Annotated in this window: 26 protein-coding genes; 9 read left to right on the forward strand and 17 right to left on the reverse strand. The window is 43.7% G+C overall.

Going from position 1 to position 25,324, the window contains the following annotated elements:
- Positions 1 to 31: 31 nt before the first annotated feature.
- The 3 genes from FFM84_RS16085 to FFM84_RS04235 all read right to left on the reverse strand — a co-directional run bounded on the left by FFM84_RS16085 (position 32) and on the right by FFM84_RS04235 (position 1,942).
- Positions 32 to 181, reverse strand: coding sequence for a hypothetical protein (locus FFM84_RS16085; protein WP_165444440.1), 150 nt, complete (start codon positions 179 to 181; stop codon positions 32 to 34).
- Positions 178 to 600: a PTS glucose transporter subunit IIA gene (locus FFM84_RS04230; RefSeq protein WP_165450101.1), complete on the reverse strand. Its 423-nt coding sequence runs from the start codon at positions 598 to 600 to the stop codon at positions 178 to 180. Before FFM84_RS04230 ends, FFM84_RS16085 begins: the two co-directional genes overlap by 4 nt.
- A 124-nt stretch (positions 601 to 724) precedes the next feature.
- Positions 725 to 1,942: an MFS transporter gene (locus tag FFM84_RS04235; RefSeq protein WP_130843245.1), complete on the reverse strand. Its 1,218-nt coding sequence runs from the start codon at positions 1,940 to 1,942 to the stop codon at positions 725 to 727.
- 122 nt (positions 1,943 to 2,064) lie between these two features.
- Between FFM84_RS04235 and FFM84_RS04240 the strand changes: the two genes are divergently transcribed.
- On the forward strand, positions 2,065 to 2,616 hold the full coding sequence (locus tag FFM84_RS04240; RefSeq protein ID WP_130843244.1) for a winged helix-turn-helix domain-containing protein: 552 nt from the start codon (positions 2,065 to 2,067) through the stop codon (positions 2,614 to 2,616).
- Between the two features lie 100 nt (positions 2,617 to 2,716).
- Positions 2,717 to 3,055, forward strand: a complete 339-nt coding sequence (locus FFM84_RS04245) for a ribonuclease G (protein ID WP_130843243.1) — start codon at positions 2,717 to 2,719, stop codon at positions 3,053 to 3,055.
- Between the two features lie 128 nt (positions 3,056 to 3,183).
- Here FFM84_RS04245 and FFM84_RS04250 read toward each other — a convergent pair whose 3' ends face one another.
- From FFM84_RS04250 to rnz, 5 genes are read right to left on the reverse strand one after another with little or no spacing between them, the layout of a single operon-like run.
- Positions 3,184 to 3,702 carry an adenine phosphoribosyltransferase gene (locus FFM84_RS04250; RefSeq protein WP_130843242.1) on the reverse strand — a complete coding sequence of 173 codons (519 nt, stop codon included), beginning with the start codon at positions 3,700 to 3,702 and terminating at the stop codon, positions 3,184 to 3,186.
- An 18-nt stretch (positions 3,703 to 3,720) separates the two neighbouring features.
- Positions 3,721 to 6,048, reverse strand: a complete 2,328-nt coding sequence (recJ, locus tag FFM84_RS04255; protein WP_130843241.1) for a single-stranded-DNA-specific exonuclease RecJ — start codon at positions 6,046 to 6,048, stop codon at positions 3,721 to 3,723.
- A 30-nt stretch (positions 6,049 to 6,078) separates the two neighbouring features.
- Positions 6,079 to 6,426 (reverse strand): LapA family protein, encoded by a 348-nt coding sequence (locus FFM84_RS04260; protein WP_130843240.1) that lies wholly within the window; start codon positions 6,424 to 6,426, stop codon positions 6,079 to 6,081.
- Between the two features lie 17 nt (positions 6,427 to 6,443).
- Positions 6,444 to 7,235 (reverse strand): SDR family NAD(P)-dependent oxidoreductase, encoded by a 792-nt coding sequence (locus FFM84_RS04265; protein ID WP_130843239.1) that lies wholly within the window; start codon positions 7,233 to 7,235, stop codon positions 6,444 to 6,446.
- Between the two features lie 9 nt (positions 7,236 to 7,244).
- A complete protein-coding gene (rnz, locus tag FFM84_RS04270; RefSeq protein WP_130843238.1) occupies positions 7,245 to 8,174 on the reverse strand; it encodes a ribonuclease Z in 930 nt (309 codons plus the stop codon).
- A 146-nt stretch (positions 8,175 to 8,320) separates the two neighbouring features.
- Between rnz and FFM84_RS04275 the strand changes: the two genes are divergently transcribed.
- On the forward strand, positions 8,321 to 8,599 hold the full coding sequence (locus tag FFM84_RS04275) for a hypothetical protein (protein WP_130843237.1): 279 nt from the start codon (positions 8,321 to 8,323) through the stop codon (positions 8,597 to 8,599).
- 532 nt (positions 8,600 to 9,131) lie between these two features.
- On the forward strand, positions 9,132 to 9,908 hold the full coding sequence (locus FFM84_RS04280; protein ID WP_130843236.1) for a hypothetical protein: 777 nt from the start codon (positions 9,132 to 9,134) through the stop codon (positions 9,906 to 9,908).
- Between the two features lie 46 nt (positions 9,909 to 9,954).
- On the opposite strand, the gene obgE is transcribed toward FFM84_RS04280, so the two are convergent.
- Positions 9,955 to 11,250 (reverse strand): GTPase ObgE, encoded by a 1,296-nt coding sequence (obgE, locus tag FFM84_RS04285; protein ID WP_130843235.1) that lies wholly within the window; start codon positions 11,248 to 11,250, stop codon positions 9,955 to 9,957.
- Between the two features lie 234 nt (positions 11,251 to 11,484).
- Between obgE and FFM84_RS04290 the strand changes: the two genes are divergently transcribed.
- Genes FFM84_RS04290 through FFM84_RS04300 form a run of 3 tightly spaced genes read left to right on the forward strand, consistent with a single transcriptional unit; the run spans position 11,485 to position 15,149 of the window.
- A complete protein-coding gene (locus FFM84_RS04290) occupies positions 11,485 to 12,243 on the forward strand; it encodes a DeoR/GlpR family DNA-binding transcription regulator (protein ID WP_130843234.1) in 759 nt (252 codons plus the stop codon).
- The gene (gene pfkB / locus FFM84_RS04295; RefSeq protein ID WP_130843233.1) at positions 12,240 to 13,157 is read left to right on the forward strand and encodes a 1-phosphofructokinase; all 918 of its coding nucleotides are present in this window, start codon (positions 12,240 to 12,242) and stop codon (positions 13,155 to 13,157) included. The genes FFM84_RS04290 and pfkB overlap by 4 nt, the downstream gene beginning before the upstream one ends.
- Before the next feature lie 27 nt (positions 13,158 to 13,184).
- Positions 13,185 to 15,149 (forward strand): PTS fructose transporter subunit IIABC, encoded by a 1,965-nt coding sequence (locus tag FFM84_RS04300; protein ID WP_130843232.1) that lies wholly within the window; start codon positions 13,185 to 13,187, stop codon positions 15,147 to 15,149.
- 83 nt (positions 15,150 to 15,232) lie between these two features.
- Here FFM84_RS04300 and FFM84_RS04305 read toward each other — a convergent pair whose 3' ends face one another.
- On the reverse strand, positions 15,233 to 15,715 hold the full coding sequence (locus FFM84_RS04305; protein WP_130843231.1) for a hypothetical protein: 483 nt from the start codon (positions 15,713 to 15,715) through the stop codon (positions 15,233 to 15,235).
- Between the two features lie 327 nt (positions 15,716 to 16,042).
- Between FFM84_RS04305 and FFM84_RS04310 the strand changes: the two genes are divergently transcribed.
- The gene (locus FFM84_RS04310) at positions 16,043 to 17,365 is read left to right on the forward strand and encodes a metallophosphoesterase family protein (protein ID WP_130843230.1); all 1,323 of its coding nucleotides are present in this window, start codon (positions 16,043 to 16,045) and stop codon (positions 17,363 to 17,365) included.
- 295 nt (positions 17,366 to 17,660) lie between these two features.
- Here the strand turns inward: FFM84_RS04310 and uvrC are convergent, their stop codons facing one another.
- The 3 genes from uvrC to FFM84_RS04325 form a co-directional block, all read right to left on the reverse strand.
- Positions 17,661 to 19,475, reverse strand: coding sequence for an excinuclease ABC subunit UvrC (uvrC, locus tag FFM84_RS04315; RefSeq protein WP_130843229.1), 1,815 nt, complete (start codon positions 19,473 to 19,475; stop codon positions 17,661 to 17,663).
- Positions 19,476 to 19,603: 128 nt separating this feature from the next.
- Positions 19,604 to 20,344 carry an amino acid ABC transporter ATP-binding protein gene (locus tag FFM84_RS04320; RefSeq protein ID WP_130843228.1) on the reverse strand — a complete coding sequence of 247 codons (741 nt, stop codon included), beginning with the start codon at positions 20,342 to 20,344 and terminating at the stop codon, positions 19,604 to 19,606.
- Positions 20,337 to 21,815, reverse strand: a complete 1,479-nt coding sequence (locus tag FFM84_RS04325) for an ABC transporter substrate-binding protein/permease (protein ID WP_130843227.1) — start codon at positions 21,813 to 21,815, stop codon at positions 20,337 to 20,339. Before FFM84_RS04325 ends, FFM84_RS04320 begins: the two co-directional genes overlap by 8 nt.
- Positions 21,816 to 22,009: 194 nt before the next feature.
- Here FFM84_RS04325 and FFM84_RS04330 point away from each other — a divergent pair, with 194 nt between their 5' ends.
- On the forward strand, positions 22,010 to 22,186 hold the full coding sequence (locus FFM84_RS04330) for an SPJ_0845 family protein (RefSeq protein ID WP_130843226.1): 177 nt from the start codon (positions 22,010 to 22,012) through the stop codon (positions 22,184 to 22,186).
- A 63-nt stretch (positions 22,187 to 22,249) separates the two neighbouring features.
- Here the strand turns inward: FFM84_RS04330 and FFM84_RS04335 are convergent, their stop codons facing one another.
- The 4 genes from FFM84_RS04335 to clpX form a co-directional block, all read right to left on the reverse strand.
- Positions 22,250 to 22,657, reverse strand: coding sequence for an iron-sulfur cluster biosynthesis family protein (locus FFM84_RS04335; protein WP_130843225.1), 408 nt, complete (start codon positions 22,655 to 22,657; stop codon positions 22,250 to 22,252).
- A gap of 156 nt (positions 22,658 to 22,813) precedes the next feature.
- On the reverse strand, positions 22,814 to 23,110 hold the full coding sequence (locus FFM84_RS04340) for a nucleoside triphosphate pyrophosphohydrolase family protein (RefSeq protein WP_130843224.1): 297 nt from the start codon (positions 23,108 to 23,110) through the stop codon (positions 22,814 to 22,816).
- Between the two features lies 1 nt (position 23,111).
- The gene (gene yihA, locus FFM84_RS04345; RefSeq protein WP_130843223.1) at positions 23,112 to 23,705 is read right to left on the reverse strand and encodes a ribosome biogenesis GTP-binding protein YihA/YsxC; all 594 of its coding nucleotides are present in this window, start codon (positions 23,703 to 23,705) and stop codon (positions 23,112 to 23,114) included.
- Positions 23,706 to 23,897: 192 nt separating this feature from the next.
- On the reverse strand, positions 23,898 to 25,163 hold the full coding sequence (gene clpX, locus FFM84_RS04350) for an ATP-dependent Clp protease ATP-binding subunit ClpX (protein WP_130843222.1): 1,266 nt from the start codon (positions 25,161 to 25,163) through the stop codon (positions 23,898 to 23,900).
- Positions 25,164 to 25,324 lie beyond the last annotated feature (161 nt).

A 25,324-nucleotide genomic window follows, 5' to 3' on the forward strand; every position in this document is an offset into this window, starting at 1 on the left:
TCAATGCGAATTGGTTTTTATTAGTTGCGAGTTAACAAGCATGTTGCGTTTTCTTAACGGTTACCGTCGTTTGATATTGCGGCGTGACCGCTTTAGTCACATGAGATTGTGCTCGTGCAGCATGTGCGACTAGTCGCCCACGGACATAGCGAATGACTGCCAAAGTGATTAATAATGTCATGACTGCATCACCATCCCTGTCATCACTTCACGTTGTGGCGCTTGCGCCGTCAAAGTGGTTTGTGTAACCAATACCGCTTGTTGCGCCTGCCGAACAGCCGTGATATCAAAGGTTCCGAGTAACGTCATTGGTGAGACTGAATCGCCAACGCGAACTTGCCAATCAAACAAGGTTGTTGTGGCATGCGCTAAGGCCTGCGTCAACCGCACCCAATACGTATGCCCCTCTAAATCCTGCAATTTAATCGCTCGTGTATTTAACGCGACAACTTCACCATGAATCGGTGAATGCACCTCAGCATTAGTTGGCTTGATTGCCAACCGAACTTGTTCATTGGTGGCAACGGATGCTAAATCGACTGGCATCCCCATAACCGGTGCTTTAAGTTTAAATTGATGATGCCGTCGAAATAGTCCCATGATCATAGCCTCCAGTATTTTTTAAACGTTACTTTGTTAACGCTTCCTTACTACATTTATACTGTACGGTATGAGACGCGTTTCAGGTCAAGGGTTTCTGTTAACTTTTTTCAAAAAAATTTTGCTACGCCGATCGTTTAATTAAACAACCGGCCGCTAACACGAGTAAGCCCAACGAAACACCATAGGCGGCTTGTTGCGATTCGACATTATAAATCAGGACGATACCAATACTACCGATCGGGACTGCCAACGTGGCTAACGACATTAATAACCCTTGCAAGCTCCCAACGATCTCAGCAGGTGCACGTTGTAATAAACCGGCATTCAGTTTCGGATTCAATTGGCCCATGCCAAAGCCAGCTAACAACATTCCCAACGTCACCACCCAAAAATTTTGTCCCCACCAAAGCTCGATATAAATCAAACTCAACACACCAATTGTGAACCAGACCATGGTCCGATAAGTCAGGCGACGCAACCAAGCTAGTTGTAACCAGCTACCTAAAATCAGCCCACCGATAAAGCCTGTATTGACAATCACGATACCAACACTAAAACTAACCGGTAACCGTGAACCTTGTTGCAACAAAAACAAAGTCAAAATACCATCAATACTCGCACCCACTGCATTAACCAACAATAAATTCAAACTAACGGCTACGAAATTCAGACCAGCACTCGCTTCCATCACCACTTTGACTTGTCGCAGCAACGCCCGTATTGACAAAACTGGTAGCTTTTTAGCAACTAATGGTAATGTCAAAACACGCTGCTGCCAGTTCAAAACTAAACCGGCTAACAAGAAAGTGAACGCGTTAACCGCACTGGCTAGTTGGTAACTACCATTTAGTCCAATGAGCACCACTCCGCCAGCTTGACCGACTAGTTGCATTAAGGTGGCAATCCCCTGATTGATTCCCAACGCTTCAGCTTGCCACTGAGTCGGTACTTTTGCTTGCAGCAACGGTTGCCGCAAACAAGCACTCAATTGACCAAGCAAGTCCGAACCTAAATTAATGGCAACGACCATGAAAAAAATTCCCATCGTCCGGTGATTAATTAATGGTGTCATCACGGCATACAACCCCGCTTGTAACCACTTCGTTCGCATCAACCACCGGCCTTTTGCCACCAATCGATCAGCTAAACGTCCTAAAGCCAAGCCAAATACGCCAGGTAAAACCGCGGCTACCGAAACAACTGACACCAACAGTTGTGCCTGAGCAAACGTCCGGGCATACGTCAATAAAATCAGATTAAACAAACTAACACCGATCGTTTCTAACACATCTGCACCCGTTAAGGCCACAAATGCACGATTCTTTAACAAAGCTGTCAACGGCTGATCACTCCTATATGTAAAATTATTTTATCATTTAAATTAATTTAAATGATAAAATAAAGTATAATCAGTTGATTTTATTTTGTCAAACGGATACGCTAACTTGTGAGGTGAATGAAATGACAACATCAACGCGGTCTCAACTCGCGAAACTATTAGCCGACGATAAAGTCATGGCCATTATTACGGCCACCAAAGACCCCAACGGCTTAACACCAAAACAAATTTCAACCGCAACTAAAATTCCGCTTAATCAGTTGTACTACACGATTAATAAAATGGTCGCTGCTGATTTATTAACTGTTGTACAGCAACTCAAGGTCAAGAATCTAACAGAATACTACTACTCCAGTTATCAGTTAACCCAAGCCGAAATGTCAACACCAGCGTTATCACGGGCCTGGGTGCAAGCTCATCCCAGTGACGTTACTCAACTACTCCTCTATCAGCAACAGCAATTTTTAACCCATTTAGAACAAAAGCTAGAGACAGCAGCGGATACTGAACTCGATACGCTACTAGCAACCTTTAGTAAACTCGAGTTATCCCCGGCCGGCACCCAAAAATTACGTGCGGATCTATTGAATCTGATTGAAAATGCTGAAAAAAATGACCCTGATCCGGCTGCCACCGACAAACAAGTGAATCATCTCCTAATTGAAAAGTGGTAATTTTTAATAGTTAAAAATGAAAGTTTCCCTCCTTGGCGTAGTTATTTAATGATGAACATCATTTATTCATCACAATAATTATTTTTGGGGAGGTATGATCATGATTGATAAAGAAACCCCCATTCCGGCCGAAGTTAAAGGTTGGAACTGGGGCGCGTTTACATTTTCTTATCTTTGGGGAATCGGCAACAAAACTTATTTGCCACTCTTGGCTTTAATTCCTGGTTTCAATCTCATTTGGGTTTTTGTTTGTGGGATTAAAGGCAATACTTGGGCCTGGCAAAAAGGTCAGTATCAAGCAGTAGACATCGATAAGTTTAAAGCAACTCAAGCAACCTGGAATCGCGCAGGTATCGTGGCATTTATTGTAAACAGCGTGCTAATTTTGGTCTCTTATCTCATGTTCTTCAGTATTTTAATGCAGTTGTTCAGTAACTAAAGGTTGAAACCGTAACGAGTCAGGTGGCAAAAATGCTAATTTTGGCTAAAAAACAGCTTTCAATCTTAGCCCAATAACTAAAAAAATAGTGCAGCAGTCAATTTCTGACTACTGCACTATTTTTTAACCTAAAAGTCCATTAGGCTTAAGATATCGTAACCTTTAATTTTATCACGGCCGTGTAAGTCTTGTAATTCAACTAAGAACGCGGTCCCAACCACATTACCACCTAATTCTTCAACTAAGCGAATGGTTGCGGAAATCGTTCCACCCGTGGCTAACAAGTCGTCAGTCACCAAGACATTTTGACCAGGTTTAATCGCATCTTTATGCAAGTAAAGGGCTGATTGGCCGTATTCCAAGTCATAAGTTGCTTTAACCGTTTCCCGTGGTAACTTACCCTTTTTACGAGCAGGGGCAAAACCAACGCCTAGTTCATAAGCGACGGGACAACCCACGATAAAACCACGTGCTTCAGGGCCGACAATCATGTCGACATGTTTGTCACGTGCAAATTTAACGATTTGATCAGTTGCTTCACGATAAGCTTCGCCATCAGCCATCAATGGTGAAATATCCCGAAAGATAATGCCGGGTTCCGGATAATCTGGAATACTGGCAACGTATTTTGTTAAATCTAATGCCATTACTTATAAACAGCTCCTTTAATTCTTCACTGCAGCTTGGTTTTTCACCCAGGTTTGAAGCGCTGCAGATTTACTATACAAAAGAGTTTCTTCAGCAGCAATTTGTTGCTCGCGTAGCTGATAACTAGGGGCGTGATGTAAATCCGCTTTTTGTGGATTCGAAACTCCATTCATGACACCATCATTTATTTTAACAAATCCCACCTCAAAAAACACCTGTATCATGAAAATAAGCAGATTTCGTTGAAGATGTAAGTGTCCAGCCACCAGTGACAGTTGGTGATGGATATCGACATCATGATGTGCCAACGTGAATTTATATAGTTTACCAAATTGTTCGCGATTTGGCATTCCCGCCAAATAAAGCGATTCACGCCGATACAAGTACAAGGTCACTTGATTGAGTGGTAATTGTTGTAAAACGTCGGTTAAATCAGCTAATGTATCTGGACAGTCCACAATAAACACTGATTGATCAGTCACTGCTGCTAGTGCCGCTTGGTCACTCGCCAAAACCGCTTGACTATGATCATTCAAGTAATCCGTTAATCGTTTCATCAAATTCTGATGGAAGAACACATAAACCCCTGGCTGATTAAACTGATGCGCCGTTAAATGTTGTGTCCGGGCATCGATCACCTGACTGCCAGTTACGGCTAAATCTTTCACCATAACTTGTGGCTTAGTCTGACCATTCCAAGTATTGGCACTCAGTTCACCCACAACTTTGACATTTGTTGGACTGGCCTCAATTGCCCCAGCTGCAGTCCCCATTGAAAAAGCAATCGCATCGACATTTTGCGTGCCATCACTTAATTGAAGTTTCAAATGCTGTTTGTCCGCCCCAATCGCCCGCACTTGGGTGATTTCAGTCGGATCAATTTCAAACATCGGTGCTGGATTATCGGTTCCAAATGGCGCTAACGGTTGCAAGGCCGCCAACGTTTCCAAAGTGGCCTCACTTAACGGCAAGACACCATCTACTTGTAAAGTTGCTTGCGCATGCGCAGCTAAATCATTAGCTGTCGCCGCTGTTTCTAACGCCTCTTTTAGCGTTGACAATTGATCAGCCATGACGGTCAAGCCGACAGCCATGTGATGCCCCCCAAACGCAACTAAATCATCGCGAATCGGATCAATGGCCGCAAACAGGTTATAGGCGTCAATACTACGCCCACTCCCTTTTAGTCGCCCGTCAGCATCTTCATTCAAGACTAAGGTTGGTTTACCCGTCGCTTCCACTAACCGACTCGCCACAATCCCTAAGACGCCTTCGTGCCAATCTTTCCCAGTAATCACTAACGTCTGCCGGGCCTGATTTTCCGGCAACTGAGCTTGCGCTAAAGCACTATCCGCAATATCACGTACTAAGCCTTGACGTTTGTCATTGAGTTGGTTAATGGTCGTCGCTAAACTCGTCGCGCGCTCGTCATCTAAAGTGGTCAGTAATTCGACCCCACTTTGTGCCGACTGCAACCGTCCCAACGCATTCAAGCGCGGTGCGATCCCAAAACCGATGCTCGTGGCATCTAACTGATCATTGTCCAAACCAGCTGCTTTAATCAAAGCTGATAGACCTGGCCGCGTTGTTTGTTGTAAAACTTTTAGCCCCAGCGTAACCAAGGTCCGATTTTCACCAGTTAACGACACTAAATCGGCAACAGTCCCAATTGCCGCTAAATCGAGCAATTCCTCAGGAACTTCTTCCAATAGGGCCGTTGCGACTTTAAAGGCCACGCCGGCACCTGATAATTCGCCAAACGGATAGTGCCCCTCTGGATGACGTGGATGCACAATTGCATACGCATCGGGTAATTCTGCTGGCAATTCATGATGGTCAGTTACGACCACGTCAATGCCTCTTTCTTGAACCGCATTAATGACGTCATTACCTGCTACCCCATTATCAACGGTCACGAACAGTTTAGTCCCCGCTTCAATTAAGTGGTCAAAAGCGGCTTGATTGGGGCCATAGCCATCCTTAAATCGATCAGGAATATAATAATTCACTTGTGCGCCCACTTGATCAAGCGTTTCAACCATAATTGACGTACTCGTTAACCCATCGGCATCATAATCGCCATAAACGGTGATCTGATCACCAGCTACAATCGCATCCTGAATTCGATCAATAGCCTTTTGCATATCATGCATTTGCAATGGATCATTTAATGGTTGTTGATCCGCTTGTAAAAATATCTTCGCCGTTGCCGGCGTAGTGATGCCACGCGTGATTAATAGTCGTGCGACTAATGGTGTGACCGAGACGGCTTCAGCTAAAGCCGTCACCGCTGTCTCGTCAACCGTTGGTGTTGGTTGCACCCAGTGCTTTTTTGCTGCTAACATGGCATCCTTCCTTTCATCATCAATCGATCTTTATTGCGCTGATGTCGGTTCTGTCGGCGTTTTTGACCGATTTTGTTTACCTTTATTGTTTAAACGTAACGTTAAACTTTTATTTTCAGTCGTTAGCTTGTCAATTTCTGCTTGAGCCGCAGCTAAGGCTTCGGCATGTGCACTGCGCTCTTTAGCCGCAGCGACTGTCGCCATTAATACCGCAATCACCACGCCTAAAATTAGCGTGATCACAATCACTAAGATCAGTGGCCAATGGACTGCAGCTACCCCAAAGTTCACCCGAACTGGCTCAACATTTAAAATCGCAAACACCACAATAATCAACACAATCACTAACGCACTTACTAATCGCCATTGATTCTTCATGACCACAACCCCTTATTTTATTTAAAATTAAAGACCGATCCCGCTAACCAATCGCCCAGTTTAGGTGCTAATTGATAACCGAGATTAGCCGCGTTCATCACCCACGGTATATTCAGTTCACGCCGATGATGTCCTAATTTACCCACAATTTGTTCAGCCAGTTTAACTGGATTTAAGGCTAACCAACTGACCGCATCTAAATAGTGCCCCGTTGGATCAGCGGTTTTAAAAAAGTCCGTCGTGATTGGTCCGGGATTAACCGTCAATACATTAATATTGGCCGCCCGCAATTCCAGCCGTAACGCATTATCATAAGCAATCAATGCGGCCTTCGTCGCGGCATAAACAGCCGATTTAGGCGTGGCCATTTTACCAGCCATGGAGGCAATATTGACGATTTCGCCATGTCCCGCCGTTAACATCTTTTTGGCGGCTAATTGACTGACATACATCACGCCCAACGTGTTCACCCGCAACATTTTAGCCATGGCGGCCTGATCAATCTCAACTGCCGGTGCTAAATAACCAAAACCAGCTGCATTGATAACCACATCTAAACGGCCATATAACTCATCAATCGTTGCAAACACATGATCTACCGCGGCCACTGAGCTAATATCACCAGCTAAGGCCACGGCTGGCGCCGCTGATAAGATTCGGCATTGATCGGCCACCCGAGTTAATCGGGCTTGTCGCCGAGCCATTAGAACCACCGTGGCCCCAGCCGTGGCAGCGGCTAACGCAAGTTGCTCGCCCAAACCGCTAGAAGCCCCGGTAACTAAGACAACTTGTCCTGTTAAATCCGTCATTACTTACACCTACTTTTGAAAAGGAACGTCAATAATATCAAAATCACGCACAACTTTTGTATTCTTAAAAACTGCTTGCGCTTGTTTTTGAAGTTCTTTGGATAACTTACCCGTATAGCGAGCCGAAATATGTGTCAGTAGTAATTGCTTTACGCCGGCCTTTTTAGCGATTTGAGCCGCTTGGGTACTCGTTGAATGGTAATAGTTATGCGCTAGTTTACCTTCATCCTTACCAAACGTACTTTCATGCACCAAAACATCCGCGTCCTGGGCCAACACAAGTGCATTCGGCGTCTGACGCGTGTCACCTAAAATGGCGACCGTGCGACCAGCTTGTGGCGCAGCCAAAAAGTCTTGACCATTAATCGTCCGACCATCCGGTAACGTAACCGTTTGACCAGCTTTTAATTGCCCATAGACGGGACCACTTGGAATATCCATCGCTTTTAGCTTTTCAGCTTGTAGCTCACCTGGATGATCCGCTTCTTCAACGCGATAACCAAAGGTTGCAATCCGATGTTCCAATTTTTGACAAGAAACTTTGAAGGTTGCGTCCTCAAAAATAACGCCACCATCGGTTAGTTCTTCAAAATTTAATGGGTAGGACAATCGCGTCCCAGAAACACGCAACGCAGTCATCACAAAATCACGGACTCCCTTAGGGCCATAAATCGTTAACGGTTCATCGCCACCTTGAAACGACCGCGAGCTTAACAACCCAGGTAACCCAAAAATATGGTCTCCATGTAAATGGGTAATAAAAATTTTGGTGATTTTTCGCGGTTTTAACGTCGTGCGTAAAATTTGATGTTGTGTCCCTTCACCAACATCAAATAACCAAACTTCATTGCGTTCATCTAACAAGCGTAATGCCGTACTAGTGACATTACGAAACTTTCCCGGTGAACCAGCACCGGTTCCTAAAAATTCTAATTGCATCGTTTTGTTCGTCCTTATCTGTACAGTCTGCTAATTATTTTACCGAAAACCGAGCTAATTCACAACGATTAGTCTTTGTATTCGTTCCTATGTTATTGTATCATTTCAGCTAAAGAAAGTTTGTAACTATTTATCGAGGCGAAAAAATGCGTTTAATTGATTTCAAGCTCTCCACCGTTGATTTAAACCGGCAACTCCCACTCTACTGGGAGGTCGATGCCGAAATACAACCGATTCAAGACTTACGTTGGCACGACAAACAATTGTTGTTAGTCACTAATCCCAAAACAACCCCGTTAACTTTGGATCAATTCTTTGCACGAACCCAACAACTTAATGGGCAAGCGCCATTATTAGTGGCTGCAACGTCGGTAATCCCTATTTTTGGGTACCGGTTGAGTGAACAACGACTATTATTAGGTTAAGATAGATTAAATGTTTTTTAACAACAATTATTGATATGACGAGCATTCACCGATCGAAGATAGACCAACTTGCCACCTAACGTTCACCCACATTGAGCCGGAACGCTGTGGAAGGACCGGTTCAGCCAAAAAGCGGTCTGAACCGTCGTTTTGAACCACCAAGCCTGTATTTCAAAAGCGCCAATCTCTAAGCGATAAATCGCTAAGAGCTTCCCACGGCTGGGCTCAATGTGAACTTTCGGTTATAGTGATTACTTGAGTGATCGACAAGATAACCGGAGCCAGACTGTGATGGCGCCGGCCGTGAAAACATCGTTAGTCCGGATGTTTTTCCCGGGCTTACGATGTGGATGACTTTTGAGACTAGCGATTTGGGCTAGGCTTAAAAGCGAGGTGGAAGCCCGAATTTCGGCTGGAGCCGGTCCCACAGCTGGCAGAATCACTGACTGACGTAGGTGGTCAAGTACGACTCAAGTCATTACTGGTATATCTTTCAACCTTTACTTAAGTTAGCGTCAAAAGGAGTACAAACATGAAGAAAACAAGCATCATCTGGGGATTATTGCTGAGTGTTGGCTTACTCAGTGGCTGTTCGGCCAGTCGGACACCAAGTTATCATAAAATGGCAGCGCAATTTGAAAGCCAGTCGACTAAATCTAAACAAGCACCTAAAGACACCACCAAGGCCAAAACTAGCACTAGTCATGATAACAGTAACGGGACTGCCACCACACTTAAAGATTTCAAGGCACCTAAAAAGGCTCAACATGATCGACTTTATGTCAAAAGCGGGCAACTGACTAAGGCTCACCAATATACGTATGATCAGGCCGGAACTAAAGTGAGTTTGACTAAAATCAAACCAACCACGCAATCGTTCACAAACGGTCACGTCACCTTTAAATTTACGCAAATTCGGATTTTAAAGAATCAACCAACCACAAAAAACGCGTTAAAAATGGCCAATCAAGCGTTAAATACCGATCAGATTACAGGCACGTACTACACGCTACAATTACGGTATACCGTCACTAACCATCGTGATCAATCCGTCAACATTGATGGCATCACAGCCGTCAAAACCGATCAAGGCCAAACACTCACCCAAGCAACGCAAATGTATGATGCCGGCGCCGGGTTGCGTCTCACCGCCAAAGCCAGCAAAACGGCCTTTACGATGGCACTGATTACTAGTAATCCAACCACTGTCAAACAAGTTCAAGTTGAGCTTGGCGGAATCTTTACTCCTAGCGGCAAAACACTCACTAAAGCTAGCGATATGCACACCTTAAGGTTACAAAACAACTAATCAAAAACGGTCACCCTCATAATGAAGGTGACCGTTTTTATCAGAACTAGTCCATAAATTGGAAAGCATAATCTAAAATTTGAATCGTGTCGCCGTTTTCAGCGCCAGCAGCCCGCAAAGCATCGTCAATGCCCATGCCCCGTAATTGACGGGCAAAACGCATGAGACTTTCTTCGCGATCCAAGTTAGTCATCTTGAAGAGTCGTTCAAGTTTTTCACCTGATAAGACAAACAAGCCATCTTCTGGATTTTCAACCGTAAAGTCTTGATCTGGAGTTGCATCGTAATCACGATGTTCCACATCATCGACACCCTTAACTGGGAATTGTGGCGTTACGGCCAACAAGTCAGCGGTTTGGGCCAACAAGGCTTTGATCCCTTGTTGCGTAATCGATGAAATTGGATAAATTTGTGGCGTACTTGGTAACGTGTCATCAGCTTTTAGCTTCGTTTCAAATTCAGCTAAGTTAGCTGCTGAATCTGGCATATCCATCTTCGTTGCCACCACGATTTGTGGTCGTTTCAACAAGTCAGGATCATAACTGGTCAATTCATGATTGATTTTCAAATAATCTTCAAATGGATCATTTTCTTCAACACCACTCATATCGATTAAATGCAGAATAACCCGCGTCCGTTCAATATGGCGTAAGAATTGAATCCCTAAACCAACCCCGTTAGCGGCCCCTTCAATTAACCCAGGTAAATCCGCCATAACGAAGTCGCGCCCATCATCTAAACGTACCATCCCAAGATTAGGCACCAAGGTGGTAAAGTGATAAGCCGCAATCTTAGGCTTAGCACTCGTGACAACTGATAATAACGTGGATTTTCCAACAGATGGGAACCCGACCAAACCAACATCAGCCAACACTTTCAATTCTAGCCGAATCGTTAATTCAGCCCCTGGTTCACCATTTTCAGAGATTTCTGGCGCGGGGTTCTTTGGACTGGCGAAGTGAATGTTACCACGACCACCACGACCACCTTTAGCAATTACTAATTTTTGATCTTTTTCAGTGATATCCCCGATGAGCTTACCAGTATCGGCGTCAGTCACAACCGTCCCTAGTGGCACGTTAATGATCCGGTCTTTAGCAGAACGACCCGTCATTTGCTTGATCATCCCGTTACCACCATTATCGGCCTTGAATTTACGCGTATAACGAAAATCCATCAAGGTCCGTAACCCTTCATCGGCTTGTAATACGATACTGCCACCGCGACCACCATCGCCACCAGCGGGACCACCATTAGGCACGAATTTTTCGCGCCGGAATGCGACCATCCCGTTACCACCGTTACCGGCCTTTACATCTACTTTTACTTGATCGACAAACATAGTTTTCTCCTGTTTCTTCTATATTATTTATCTACGAATGGTTCCGTGCGAAATTAGATACCTGACCTAGTATACAAATCTTCGGCGACCACGTCAAAGTATCCGCCATTTAAGCCGATCTGCCCCGTCACTGATCGGTCAATGACGGGTTTTGAACTTTTTTGACGTTTTTTGAAGGTTTTTGTTGCGTTTTGATCACTGAGCGTGTATATTATTCTTCGGAGGGATTTGAAAGTGCTTACAGAAGAACGCCAACAATACATTTTAAATACGATCCGTTTCAAAGGCATTATTAAAATCAAGGATATTTGTTCTAAAACTAATTGTTCCGAATCGACCGCTCGACGGGATTTGCAACAGTTGGAAGAACAAGGTGAATTGCTGCGCGTCCACGGTGGCGCTAAGTATATGAATTCACTCCAAGAGGAACCGGCCATGAACGATAAGGTGACGCGCAATGTGGATGCTAAAGACCACATTGCCCAACAAGCGGTAGCCAATATCCAGGTGGACGATGTTATTTATCTCGATGCTGGGACTTCCACACTCGCGATGATTCATCATCTTAATCCCGGCTATAACTTGCGTGTCGTGACTAATGGGGTCGTCCATGCCTCAGCATTAGCTGACATGGGCATTAAAACCTACTTGCTTGGTGGCAATTTGAAAGACACGACCAAAGCGGTCATTGGTCCTGAAGCCGTCAAGTCGTTACAGGAATACCGGTTCAATAAAGTCTTTCTTGGGATTAACGGGGTTCATCCAAAATTTGGGTTGACCACCCCCGATCCTGATGAAGCGATCGTGAAAAAAACCGCGATTGACCAAAGTGAAGAAAGCTTCATTTTGGCTGATAATACGAAGTTCGACCATGTTTCGTTTGCAAGAGTCGGTGATTTAAGTAGTGCGACCATCGTCACCGATCAACTAACACCAAGTGTGGCCGCGCAATATCAACCGTTAACAACTATTCAGGAGGTAACCAACTCATGATTTACACCATCACCGTCAATCCAGCGATTGACTATGTGGTTCAACTACCAGAAATGACTTTAGGTAGCGTCAACCGCCTCGCCCACACGGCTAAATTGCCTGGTGGTAAAGGCATTAACGTTTCCCAAATCTTAAACGATCTCGAACAACCCAACGTTGCTTTAGGCTTCGTTGGCGGTTTCACCGGGGCGTTTGTCACCGATTCATTAAAGGCTAAAGGACTAAATTGCCAATTTACGACTATCGCTGACGATACGCGGATCAACGTGAAGATTCATGCGGAACAAGAAACCGAATTAAATGGTGCTGGTCCCGAAATTACTGATGTTGAAGTTGACGCCTTCTACCAAGAACTCGCTAACTTAACACCAGACGATGTCGTGGTCATGTCTGGGAGTTTAACCCCTAGCCTGCCTGATAGCTTCTACTATGACATTATTCAAAAAGTCAAAGCAGCCGGCGCCAACTTCGTGATTGATACGACCGGTGAAGCCTTAAAGAAAACGTTACCTAGTCAACCACTAGTTGTTAAACCAAATAATCATGAATTGGCCGCCTACTACAACACCACCTTTAACAGTCAGGCCGACATTATTGCCGCTGGTCAAAAGATGCTCGCTGAAGGCGCCCAACATGTTTTAATCTCAATGGCTGGTGACGGTGGTCTCTTGATTACACCAGACCACGTTTACTTTAGCCCCGCACCTAAGGGTCACGTCATTAACTCGGTTGGCGCTGGTGATTCCATGATCGGTGGTTTCGTTGGAACCTTTGCTAAAACACACGATGCCGTTGAAAGTTTCCGTTATGGCTTGGCTTGTGGGTCAGCCACGGCTTTCTCCGAAGACATTGCTACCCGGGCTAAAATTGACGAAATTTTGCCACTGATTAAGATTGAAGATTTAACTAACTAACCATTTCAGGAAGGACTGTACACACACATGGATATCCGCGAACTGTTACTAAAAGACGTCATGATCATGGATATGAAAGCCACGACCAAAGACGAAGCAATTGACGAATTAGTTCATAAATATGCCGAACAAGGCGTTATTAATGATGAAGCCTTATACAAACAAGATATTATCAAGCGTGAAGCCGAATCAACCACGGGGATTGGTGATGGTATTGCCATGCCTCACGCTAAAGATAAAGCCGTTCAACGGGCAACCGTTATGTTTGCTAAGAGTCAAGCTGGGGTTGATTTCAATGCTTTAGATGGTCAACCAGTGCATTTATTCTTTATGATTGCTGCTCCCGAAGGTGCTAATAACACCCACTTGGCCGCCCTTGCTGCCCTCTCAAGTTTACTGATTGATCCTGAATTGGTCGGTAAATTAAAGAACGCGCAAACTCCAGACGAAGTTCAACAACTCTTCGCTGATGCGCAAGCTGCTAAAGAAGCCAAAGACGCTAAAGACGAAGCTGCTCGCGCTGAAAAAGCTGCTGCTCAAGCCAGTGCCCCAGCTGACGAAAAACGCCCTTACATCGTTGGGGTCACCGCTTGTCCTAATGGGATTGCGCATACGTACATGGCCGAAGCCGCTTTAATCAAGCAAGCCGAAGCCATGGGTGTCGATATTAAAATTGAAACCAATGGCTCTGAAGGGGTTAAACATTTATTAACCGCTGATGAAATTGCCCGGGCCGATGGTGTGGTCATTGCCGCTGATAAAAAAGTTAAAATGGCCCGTTTTGATGGCAAACACTTGGTTAATCGCCCTGTTACTGATGGGATTAACAAGTCTGAAGAGCTTTTAACGGCTGCGTTAAGTGGCAAAGCCCCTGTTTATCATGATGCTGATGGTGGCGACGCCGATGCTGATGACAGTGGTAGCGCTAATGGTAGTGTTTGGGGCGAAGTTTATAAGGATCTTATGAACGGGATTTCTCACATGTTACCTTTCGTTGTTGGTGGTGGGATTTTAATGGCCCTCTCCTTCGTGATCGAACAATTCACCGGTGGTAAGAGCTTAGCTTTCACCTTCTTCAACCAAGCTGGGAATATGGCCTTTGCCTTTATGGTCCCTGTCTTAGCCGCTTACATTGCCGAATCAATTGGTGATCGTCCAGCCTTGATGCCTGGGTTCGTTGGTGGGTTTATGGCGACGGTTTATACCGGTGCTTATGGTGGTGCTTATACCGCTTCAATCGTTGCTAACGCTAAGAGTCCTGCTGGTTTCTTAGGTGGGTTAGTCGCTGGGTTCTTAGCAGGTTATATTACTGTTTGGATGAAGAAATGGACCAAGAACATGCCACAATCCCTTGAAGGGATGAAGCCAATGCTGATCTACCCTATCTTGGGATTATTGATCGTTGCTGCTTTGATGTTCTTCATTGTTAACCCAATCTTCTCAGTTATTAACCAATGGATTACCCATTTCTTGAACTCAATGGGTACTGGGAATGCCATTCTATTAGGGTTAGTCCTCGGTGGGATGATGTCTATCGATATGGGTGGTCCTTTCAACAAGGCCGCTTACGTCTTCGCCACAGCTTCCTTTACCGCCACTCAAGACGGGAACTTAATGGCCGCTGTTATGGCTGGTGGGATGGTGCCACCATTGGCAACTGCCATCGCTACTGCCTTCTGGCCAAAGAAATTTACGGATGACGAGCGTAAAGCTGGGATTTCTAACTGGTTACTTGGGATTTCCTTCATCACTGAAGGCGCTATTCCATTCGCTACCGCTGATCCATTGCATGTCATTGGATCAAGTGTCATTGGTGCTGCTATTGCCGGTGGTTTAACACAACTTTGGAACGTTTCAGTTCCAGCACCTCATGGTGGATTATGGGTTGCCCTCTTAGCAACCAACATCTGGGGTTACGTTGCCGCTACGGTCATTGGTGCCGTTATTGCCGGTGTGATCTTAGGTCTCTGGAAACCTGCTAAAAAAGCTTAATAGGTAAGTTCAAAAATGACTATCAGTGATGATGGTCATTTTTTTATGGCAAAATTTATGCTTAACAGGTGACCATCGATCACTTAATAATTAACGATTGTTTTAACGTTGCGACTAGGTCGTGTGACTAAACTCACTTTAAAATCGAGCACATCCGCCTCGGTATATCCTGATTGTATCGTTAGCGGTATGGTGACGACCCCCGTTGCACTTCGGTGCTTATCAGACAACATAGTTGGATGCATTTCATCAGCTAACTGAATCTTATCGGCAGTCTGAACTCGAATAGCCTTAGATAGATTAATCGACTGTTTGGCGTGTTCATTTTTAGCCAACCTAGCCTTGTAGGCAATCTTCATGTTGTAGATTGTTCCAGTTTTAAGTGGTGTCTTTTCAACTTGCGGCTTACTCAATATCACTTGTATCAGTCCACTAGTCGCCTGTCCATAGTGACCCGAAACTTTATTGGTCGTGATTTTTACTGGACGCGATTTCGCTGTATAAAGACGAACACCCCCAAAAATTAAAACACTGATAATTAAGATTAACCCCAGCCATTTTTTCAAAACAATCCCCCATTACGTTTTAATCTATTACGAATAAAAACAGTATAAAGATACTGTCAGACTAAAAGCAACTACTGCTTAAATATAAAATCAGGCATTTTATGGTTGAACATTAATAAAAAAGCGGCGTTTAAAAACCCGCTCTAAGTAGCCATTAAAACTCAAAATCAGTATTAGTACTTTTATGCCATCATGGCACTTTAACAAACATGCCATGTTAATTTAGTCTTTTTAATAGACTTTTTATGATCGCTAAACTAACCAACCGATCCCCGCTAGAAACGCGTATAATAACAGTATGACTTTGGTAGAAATGAGACGATACTGATGAAAATGACCTTCCGACACCTCGCTAGCTGGCTCGCTTTGGGAAGCACCCTCTTACTGGCCGGTTGTCAGCAAACAGCAACCCAAAAGACGACGCCCGTGAAGACACGCCAACTAACCGCAATGGTAATTAGCGACGACCATGTGATTGCCCCTAGTTTACACGATAATGGCAGCGCTTTTACAAGTTATGCGGCCAGTGATGCCGGCGCTAACTTAAAATACAGCGCAACGATTTTCAAAGCTTTTATTGCAAAGGCCCTCCAACAAAAACCTGACGTCGTGCTCATGAGTGGCGATATTACCAACAATGGCGAAAAAGCTAGTCACCAGTACGTTGCCAAGCAATTAAAGCGCCTCACTCAGGCGCATATTCGGGTTTATGTGGTTCCAGGTAATCACGATATCAATAATCCACTGACACGGCGTTTTAAAGGTAAAAAGCAATATTCAACCGATGCGGTCTCACCAACCGAATTTAAGACCATTTATCGGCAAGACGGTTATCAGGCCGCCGTGCAACACGACAGTAGCTCTTTGAGTTATCTGGTAAAACCAAGCGCCAAGACGTGGTTTCTGATGCTCGACTCGGCCATTTACCGTGGTAATTATGCCCAAGGCAGTTCAACCGTTGGTGGTGGCTTCACCGATGGCACCTTAGATTGGATTGCCAAAATCGGTCGCGCAGCTAAAAATCAGCACGCCATCGTTATTCCAGTACTCCATCATAATATTATGAATCACACGATGATTCATCAAAACTACACGATTGGCTATGCCGATCAAGTTCGCAATGTTTTCAGCAAAGCTAATTTAAAGCTCACCTTAAGTGGGCACATTCACGCACAAAGTATCACACATAAGCAAGTCGGCGACACCAATTTGACCGAAATTGCCAGTGGCGCCTTAATTTTAGGTGAACATTATTATGGTACCCTCAAAATCGATCAAAAAACCGGTCATGCTAGCTATCAGGCAAGACCATTAAATGTGAGTGCCTACCTCAAAAAGCAATCTGGGGAAAAAGCCGCCCAAGCTTATCAAAAATACAATCACGACGTCCTCTACGCTGCTGGTTACAATGCGGCTTTAAGTAATCTGTATGAGGATCGCGATGAGACACACTACTCCATGCGTAAGATGAAACTGCTCGCAAGTGGTATGGGAGTAGCCAACATCGCGATGTTCCGCGGAACTCCCGTTAAAGATAGTGCTAGTATTCGTGCCTGGGAAAAGATGCCGAAAAACACCCGTTTACGGCAATTTATCCTCCATACAAAGTCTTTAAGTGGTAACCTTGATTGGCAAGGTCAAACCCGATAGAATCAAATTTTGTTAAATACAATTAATCCTGTTCGCCAGCTGAGCTTTAAAGCTGACGAACGGGATTTTTAATTGCAACTACCAAGTAAATTTTTGATAAATAAAAAGCCACCATCTAAGTCGACCGAAGTCTTCTCAAACAGTGGTTACGTTGTGGTTATATCCGTTAAAACAAAACGATCCTTATCAGTATCTTTTTGTGCAAAACTTATATAACAACTAGAGTATACGATAGGAATATTGCTATTGGTTATTAGTTGAGTTACAAACAGATTACAAAATGACCACGAACACTTTAAGTTGCCCCCTTTTGGTAATGTTTGGGGGTCACACCAGCACCAGCTAATGAAAATTTAATCGTTTGGGCCACATTCTTGGCTATCCCAAGTTTTTGAATGTCTTCTACAGGTGCCGCAGCAATCTTGGTCATTGACCCAAATTTACGTAATAACTTGTTGCGCGTCTTCGGACCCACACCGGGAATTTCATCCAAACGAGAACTCAACGAATGCTTGGTATGAACTTGACGGTGGAATGTAATTGCAAAACGATGGACTTCATCTTGAATTCGTTGTAATAAATAAAAGCCTTGGCTTTTAGGATCAAGATTTAAATGTTGATCACCAGCCGCCATCAACAAATCGGCTGTCTTATGATGATCATTTTTAACCATCGCAGCAACCGGCGTATCTAGGCCTAATTCGTTTTCTAAGACATCTTTAGCTGCATCCAACTGAATGTCCCCACCATCCATTAAAATCAAATCTGGCAAGGCCGCATGCTCTTTAAGCAAACGTGTATACCGTCGGCGAATAACTTCCCGGGTCGAAGCTGCTTCATCCGCATGATCAACCGTCCTGAGCTTATACTTCCGATACAACTTCTTGTTCGGTTGACCGTCTGTAAAGACAACCATCGCTGAGACGAGATCAGTCCCTTGAATGTGCGAGTGGTCAAATGCTTCAATTTTGTGACCCGGTGGTAATCCTAAGGCATCCGTTAATTCTTGCATCGCTCCAGTTGTCTTCCGTTCATCAAGTTCCAACAACCGGAATTTTTCTTCTAAGACAATCCGCGCATTCTTGTGCGCCATATCTAATAAGTCCTTCTTTTGACCACGTTGCGGTGTCCGTACCGGAATCCCCAAAATATCGCTTAAGACTTTTTTGTCTAACCCATCAGGTACCAAGACTTCTCGCGGCAAGACATTATTTTTTCGATTATAAAACTGTAAAATAAAACTAGTCATTTCTTCATTTGCCGTTGAAACCACTGGGAATAAACGTTTTTCACGTTTCATCAAGCGTGCTTGACGAATGAAGAAGACTTGAATCGACAACCAACCTTTATCCAAATAAAAATTGAACAAATCACGAGGCGTATTGTCATTAGAAATAATCTTTTGCTTTTCAACCGTCATTTCAATATAAGTCAGCTGATCACGCAATTCAGCCGCACGTTCGAATTCTAAATCGGCTGCGGCCGTTTCCATCCGTTTGGTTAGTTGTTGCTTTACCGTCGCAACGTGACCATTTAAGAACGACTTGATTCGTTTGATCTGCGCATCGTATTCTTCGGTCGGGACAGTTTTAAAACAAGCACCTAAACATTGGCCCATATGATAATACAAACATGGCCGATGCTGAAAGCCATTGCAACGTCGTAATGGATAGACTTTTTGAATAAAGTTAACCGTCTCTTGCGCCGCATAAACATTTGGATACGGTCCAAAGTAATAGCCACCGTCTTTCCGGACGTCACTCACAATTAAAATTCGCGGATCACGTTCACTGGTAATCTTGATATAAGGATAGCCCGTCCCTTTTTTCAACTTAATATTGAAATAAGGTTGGTGCTTTTGAATTAACGTAATTTCTAACAGGAACGCTTCCTTATCAGTAGACGTTACGATGAATTCAAAATCCTTAATCTCTGAGACTAGTCGCGCGGTTTTTCCAGTATGGCTACTTTTAAAATACGAACGGACGCGATTTTTTAAGTTTTTCGCTTTACCCACATAAATAATCTGACTGTTTAAGTTTTTCATTAAATAACAGCCAGGTAAATCTGGTAACAACGCTAATTTATGTTCAATATGAGCCGAAGCCATGGCGCGTCCTCCTTCACGGTAATTTAGCGCTATTAGTATACCGCCCTGAGCCTATGGTGACAAGCAATCGGCCCGCTGTCGCTAACAAAAAACGTGATGCCGCTGACGACATCACGTTTTTGAAATGATTACATTAAAATTTTAGATAAGAAGTCTTTGGCCCGATCCGTTTCTGGATTCGCGAAGAAAGCTTCTGGCGTATTGTTTTCTTGAATATACCCATCAGCCATAAACCAGATCCGATCACCAACGGACTTCGCAAAGCCCATTTCATGAGTGACGACGACCATTGTCATGCCTTCTTTGGCAAGTTCTTGCATAACGTTCAAGACTTCGCCAACCATTTCAGGATCCAACGCTGACGTTGGTTCATCAAACAATAGCACTTCTGGGTCCATCGCTAAAGCACGCGCAATGGCTACCCGTTGTGCTTGCCCCCCAGATAAACTATCTGGGAAAGCATCGGCATGGTCATCTAAGCCAACCCGTTGTAACAATTCGTGGGCCCGTTTAGTGGCACTGGCATCATCGGTGTTTTTAACTTTCATTGGCGCTAACTTGATATTTTCCAAGACAGTCATGTTAGGGAACAAATTGAACCCTTGGAACACCATGCCCATTTTTTCCCGTAAAGAATTCACACTCTTCGTATCCAACGTGGTTAAATCATGGCCTTCAAAGGCTACCTTACCACTCGTCGGCGTTTCAAGTAAATTCAAGCACCGCAAGAAGGTACTTTTCCCACCACCGGAAGGACCGATGACGACAATCACTTCACCAGGATTAACTTGTTCAGTAATATCTTTTAACACTTGGTTGTCACCAAAACTTTTGGCGAGTTTTTCAACTTCAATGACTGGTTTAGGCATGTTGCATCTTCCTTTCGAAGTAGTTCAAAATCCGTGACGCAGTAAAGGTCAAGATGAAGTATAAGACCATGATAACCACAATTGGCGCTACCCCACGATACGTGTCAGAACGGACAATATTACTTTGATAGATCAATTCAGTAACCCCGATAATCGAAACAATTGAACTATCCTTGATCAAGGTAATAAACTCGTTCCCCAATGATGGCCAGATGTTCTTCAACGCTTGTGGTAAGATCACATAACGCATTGTCTTACCATTAGACATCCCTAAGCTCCGAGCAGCTTCAGTTTGACCAACATCAACCGAGTTAATCCCACCACGAATGTATTCAGCTACATAGGCCCCTGAGTTCAAGGAAATCGCGATAATCCCAGACGTTAATGCTGGTAAGTTCACGAATAACCCTAATCCAAAGTAAACGAACATGACTTGAACCATCATTGGTGTGCCCCGAATAAATTCAACGTAAGCTGTGGCAACCCAACGTAATAAGTTCTTGAAGAAGTTCCCTCTAGCCATCCGCGCTAAGGCTAAGATGATCCCAATAATGAATCCAAAGAAGACTGAACAAACGGTAATAATTAACGTGTATTCAATCCCAGTTAAGAAGGCTTTCCAGTAATGCGTCATTGACGTATTCACAGTGTTGGTCTTCAAGTACTTCCCAGCAGCTGGCAAGTAGTCCTTTTTAACCAAGTTTTCTTTCTTAATTTGATCAACTGTCTTGTTAACCTTGTTGACTAAGCTTGTTGAGCCCTTCCGGAAAGCGATCGCTGAACTGGTGGCCGATGAGCTCATATTGAAGTCACTTGGAATGGCCGCTAGTTGTTTATTATTTGAAACGTAAGCTTCAGCGGATGGTTTTTCCATCGCGACCCCATCCAATTTATGGCTTTGTAAGGCCAAAATCAAATCGGATTGAGAGGTCATCCCTTTAACGGTCGTATTCTTCGTTTGGCTCTTAGCAGCGTTGTATTGGGTTGTCCCCGTTTGGGCGCCTAATGTGCCACCACCAAAGGAATCTTTGTTCTTATACTTGGCTTTATCCGTCTTATTAATGACGATGTCATAGCCACCTTGATAATACGTATGGGTAAAGGACACGTTTTTCCGACGAGCAGGCGTTGGGTTCATCCCAGAAATAATCATGTCAACCTTACCAGTTTGTAACGCCACTAGTAAGGAGTCAAAAGACATTGATTTAATCTTTAATTTAACACCTAAATCCTTGGCGACTTTCTTCCCAATTTGCACATCCATCCCGACAACGGTACTCTTACCGTTAACCGTTGCTTGGAATTCATATGGTGGGTAATCAGGTGACGTCCCCATGACGAGAACCCCTTTTTTCTGAATCTTTTCTAATGAATTATCCGCGGCTTGGGCATGCGTGGTATTCCCCAATGGCATGACCAACATCACGAACGCTGTCATGATTGCTAATAATAATCCGACTCTTTTTTTCATAAGCGCGCTCCTTGTTTTCGTTTTACAAGAATAAAGTATAGCCGCTTATGATTATTTATGCAAGTATTTTTGAAAATTTCTTTATTTTATGCATAAATACACCATTTATGCAGTTATAAAGTGCATAAACGACTGATAGCTGACAAAATCGTCAAAATTTGCTATCATTAGCGGTAATCGAAAGGAATGATTGCATGAGCTTAAAAGTCCAACGCCAAGATAACTTAGATAAACTATTTGATAAGTTTGCGATTGGTCCTGATGACAAAGATAAGTTGACGACAAAGGCGATTCAAGCAACGATTGATGAACATTCAAAACGTCAAGCTGATCAAGCCAAAGCGACCGATAAACCTAAAGAAACCAAATAATTGGCACTCAAAGGCCCCCGCTAACGTCATAACGTTAACGGGGGCTTCGTGTTTAACCTTTAATTAGCAAATCTTAGTACCGATCGTTTGCATCTTTTCACGCCGTTCGGCTTCGGTTTCTGGTGAAACGTCACGCCAATCGACAATAGATAAAGCACCATCCAAGATACCACTATCGTCTTTCAACGCTAACCCACTGTGCCAGCGATCAATATTGAGACCGTTGCCTAAGAAGGTTTCATCGGCTGGTGACGTGGTTAATTGATAACCCGCGTTATTTTCTAAGGGCGTGGTGTACGCAGCATCAGCAGCCTTTAAAATGACTAATTGGAACTTATTCCCAATCGCACAACTCCCGCCTAAACTGGAGTATTTGTTAGAACCATCATCTACCGTTAAGATAATTGGACTATCCTTTGGCAGCTTGTCGGCCAAATATGCTTGTGCGTCATCTTTAATATTAATTTTCATAAGTCAACACCCTTTCAATCCTATGACAAATTTTAGGTCGTGCACAACCTTTTATTACTTCTCTATACTACCTTACCCCCTTCTCGAATGCAATTAACTTGCTCACTAACAAAAAAAGCAACACACCTAATCGATTAGGCATGTTGCTCAGCTTGGCTATTTTGAACTTTTTTCATTGGGATACTTTTGATTCAACTTGGCGATATTTTGTTGCGCCACTTCATCAAAAGGAATATCTGCCCATTCGGCAACTTGTGAGAGATACCATAAGACATCGCCCATTTGTTTCGTTAATTGGTCTTTATTCAAACTTTCACCGTGGAAGGTGTATTTTTTTACTAAATCAACTACTTGACCGGTTTCTGATGCCAATCCTAACGATAAGTTCGTCAAAACTTGTTCATTGCCGTAAAGTGTTCGATTTGCTAAAGCTTGATAGTCATTAAATTCCAACTTACTTGCCCCCTACTGTGTGTGATTCAATCCATTGCCAAACCGCGTCTTTACCCGTTTTAGTTTTCGCTGAAAACGCAATAAAGTCGTCATTAGGCTGAAAATTCAACGTTTTTTTAATAAGACTTTCCTGTTTATTCCACTTACCACGTGGAATTTTATCACTCTTTGTCGCCACTACGAGTAACGGCATCTTGTAATACCGCAACCACTCGTACATCGCCACATCGTCTTTGGTTGGTGCATGCCGCGCATCCACTAAAATAATCACACCGCGTAACGTTTCTCGATTAGTCAAATAAGTCTCAATCATTTGACCAAATTGTTCCCGCGCTTTTTTTGACACCTTCGCATAGCCATAACCAGGCACATCGACAAAATAAAGCTGTTCCTCAACTTTATAAAAGTTCAACGTTTGCGTTTTTCCTGGTTGGCTAGATGTCCGCGCATAGCTATTACGGTTGATCAACACATTAATCAAGGACGATTTACCAACATTGGAACGACCCGCTAACGCAATTTCTGGAAACCCCGTTGTGGGATATTGGCTAGGCGCCACCGCGCTCATCACTAGTTCTACGTTATGCACTTCCATCTTAAATAACTCCTCTACCTAAATAGTCTTTTTCCATTCTAACACATTTTTAAGTGACCGCCGTCGCTAGCGCTCAGAATTAATAACGCCTTGACGATCAGCTTAAACAGCAGTCGGGACCGCAATAACGTGGGTTATTGCGGTCCCGATTAATTGCCAGTTAGTCAACCTAACTTTATTGCTAGTTTTACTTTATGAGGCTTTTTGATCTTCCAAAACCAATTCCGGTTCGGCATGATCAGCCACCGTTGCTTGTTTAATAATGACTTTTTTAACATCTTCACGACTTGGAATATCAAACATGATATCACGCATCGTATCTTCAATGATTGACCGCAAGCCACGAGCACCGGTGTTACGAGCTAAGGCTTCTTCTGCAATCGCCATTAACGCATCATCATCAAATTGTAATTCAACACCATCTAAGGATAGTAGACGTTGATATTGTTTAACCAAAGCGTTCTTAGGTTCTGTCAAGATCCGAACTAAGTCATCTTCAGTTAACCGTTCTAAGGCCGTCAAAATTGGTAATCGTCCAATAAATTCTGGAATTAATCCGAATTGTAAGAGATCTTCCGGCACAACTTGTTGCATTAAACTCTTAGTATCATCTAAGACCGCATTCTTACCGTCTGTATCTGAACCAAAACCAATCGTCTTATCACCTAAGCGACGTTTAACGATGTCTTCAATGCCATCAAAAGCCCCACCAACGATGAATAAGATGTTGGTTGTATCAATTTGAATGAACTCTTGTTGAGGATGCTTACGACCACCCTGTGGTGGCACATTGGCAATGGTGCCTTCCAAGATCTTTAACAGCGCTTGTTGGACCCCTTCACCAGAAACATCCCGTGTAATGGAGACATTTTCACTCTTCTTGGCAATCTTATCAATTTCATCAATATAGATGATCCCTTTTTCAGCGCGTTCAACGTCATAATCGGCGTTTTGCAACAACTTCAACAGGATATTTTCAACGTCTTCACCAACATAACCAGCTTCGGTTAAAGTCGTGGCATCCGCAATGGCAAATGGCACATCCAAAATGCGAGCTAAACTTTGGGCTAAGAACGTTTTCCCAGAACCAGTAGGTCCAACTAAACTAATATTACTTTTTTGTAATTCAGGGCCATCAGTATCCGCATCACCCTGGTCAGCCATGGCTTTAACGCGCTTGTAGTGGTTGTAGACCGCTACGGATAACGTCCGTTTGGCTTCATTTTGACCGATTACATATTGGTCCAATTCGTCAACAATTTCCTTCGGCGTTGGGATATCTGTTAATTCACTTGAGCGTTCTTCGCTGAACTCTTCATCGATAATTTCTTTACATAAATCGATACATTCATTACAGATATAAACGCCGGGGCCGGCGACAATTTTTTTAACTTGATCTTGTGACTTTCCACAAAATGAGCAGTTAACTGGGCCGTTCGTCTCGGTATTTTCAAACATTCACTCTCACCTCATCGATGTATTTACGTGTCTTAATCATAACAGAAAAGCCTCACTAAAACTAGCTAAGGCCCTGCTTATCTCCGTCCAATACTATACCACGCAAGGATTAAATTCAAAAATTATTTGTCTAAAAAAGCGACCTTGGAAGGTCACCCCTC

Source organism: Lactiplantibacillus mudanjiangensis (assembly GCF_005405385.1).
In the GTDB taxonomy this organism is placed as follows: domain Bacteria; phylum Bacillota; class Bacilli; order Lactobacillales; family Lactobacillaceae; genus Lactiplantibacillus; species Lactiplantibacillus mudanjiangensis.

Coding starts and splice junctions, on each gene's coding strand:
- FFM84_RS04320 (WP_130843228.1), bottom strand. CDS start 20,344: ATGCCTAAACCAGTCATTGAAGTTGAAAAACTCGCCAAAAGTTTTGGT.
- FFM84_RS04330 (WP_130843226.1), top strand. CDS start 22,010: ATGAGCTTAAAAGTCCAACGCCAAGATAACTTAGATAAACTATTTGAT.
- FFM84_RS04240 (WP_130843244.1), top strand. CDS start 2,065: ATGACAACATCAACGCGGTCTCAACTCGCGAAACTATTAGCCGACGAT.
- yihA (WP_130843223.1), bottom strand. CDS start 23,705: ATGGAAGTGCATAACGTAGAACTAGTGATGAGCGCGGTGGCGCCTAGC.
- FFM84_RS04275 (WP_130843237.1), top strand. CDS start 8,321: ATGCGTTTAATTGATTTCAAGCTCTCCACCGTTGATTTAAACCGGCAA.
- FFM84_RS04280 (WP_130843236.1), top strand. CDS start 9,132: ATGAAGAAAACAAGCATCATCTGGGGATTATTGCTGAGTGTTGGCTTA.
- clpX (WP_130843222.1), bottom strand. CDS start 25,163: ATGTTTGAAAATACCGAGACGAACGGCCCAGTTAACTGCTCATTTTGT.
- FFM84_RS04265 (WP_130843239.1), bottom strand. CDS start 7,235: ATGACGGATTTAACAGGACAAGTTGTCTTAGTTACCGGGGCTTCTAGC.
- FFM84_RS04325 (WP_130843227.1), bottom strand. CDS start 21,815: ATGAAAAAAAGAGTCGGATTATTATTAGCAATCATGACAGCGTTCGTG.
- FFM84_RS04310 (WP_130843230.1), top strand. CDS start 16,043: ATGAAAATGACCTTCCGACACCTCGCTAGCTGGCTCGCTTTGGGAAGC.
- FFM84_RS04300 (WP_130843232.1), top strand. CDS start 13,185: ATGGATATCCGCGAACTGTTACTAAAAGACGTCATGATCATGGATATG.
- uvrC (WP_130843229.1), bottom strand. CDS start 19,475: ATGGCTTCGGCTCATATTGAACATAAATTAGCGTTGTTACCAGATTTA.
- obgE (WP_130843235.1), bottom strand. CDS start 11,250: ATGTTTGTCGATCAAGTAAAAGTAGATGTAAAGGCCGGTAACGGTGGT.
- FFM84_RS04335 (WP_130843225.1), bottom strand. CDS start 22,657: ATGAAAATTAATATTAAAGATGACGCACAAGCATATTTGGCCGACAAG.
- FFM84_RS16085 (WP_165444440.1), bottom strand. CDS start 181: ATGACATTATTAATCACTTTGGCAGTCATTCGCTATGTCCGTGGGCGA.
- recJ (WP_130843241.1), bottom strand. CDS start 6,048: ATGTTAGCAGCAAAAAAGCACTGGGTGCAACCAACACCAACGGTTGAC.
- FFM84_RS04245 (WP_130843243.1), top strand. CDS start 2,717: ATGATTGATAAAGAAACCCCCATTCCGGCCGAAGTTAAAGGTTGGAAC.
- rnz (WP_130843238.1), bottom strand. CDS start 8,174: ATGCAATTAGAATTTTTAGGAACCGGTGCTGGTTCACCGGGAAAGTTT.
- FFM84_RS04250 (WP_130843242.1), bottom strand. CDS start 3,702: ATGGCATTAGATTTAACAAAATACGTTGCCAGTATTCCAGATTATCCG.
- pfkB (WP_130843233.1), top strand. CDS start 12,240: ATGATTTACACCATCACCGTCAATCCAGCGATTGACTATGTGGTTCAA.
- FFM84_RS04260 (WP_130843240.1), bottom strand. CDS start 6,426: ATGAAGAATCAATGGCGATTAGTAAGTGCGTTAGTGATTGTGTTGATT.
- FFM84_RS04230 (WP_165450101.1), bottom strand. CDS start 600: ATGGGACTATTTCGACGGCATCATCAATTTAAACTTAAAGCACCGGTT.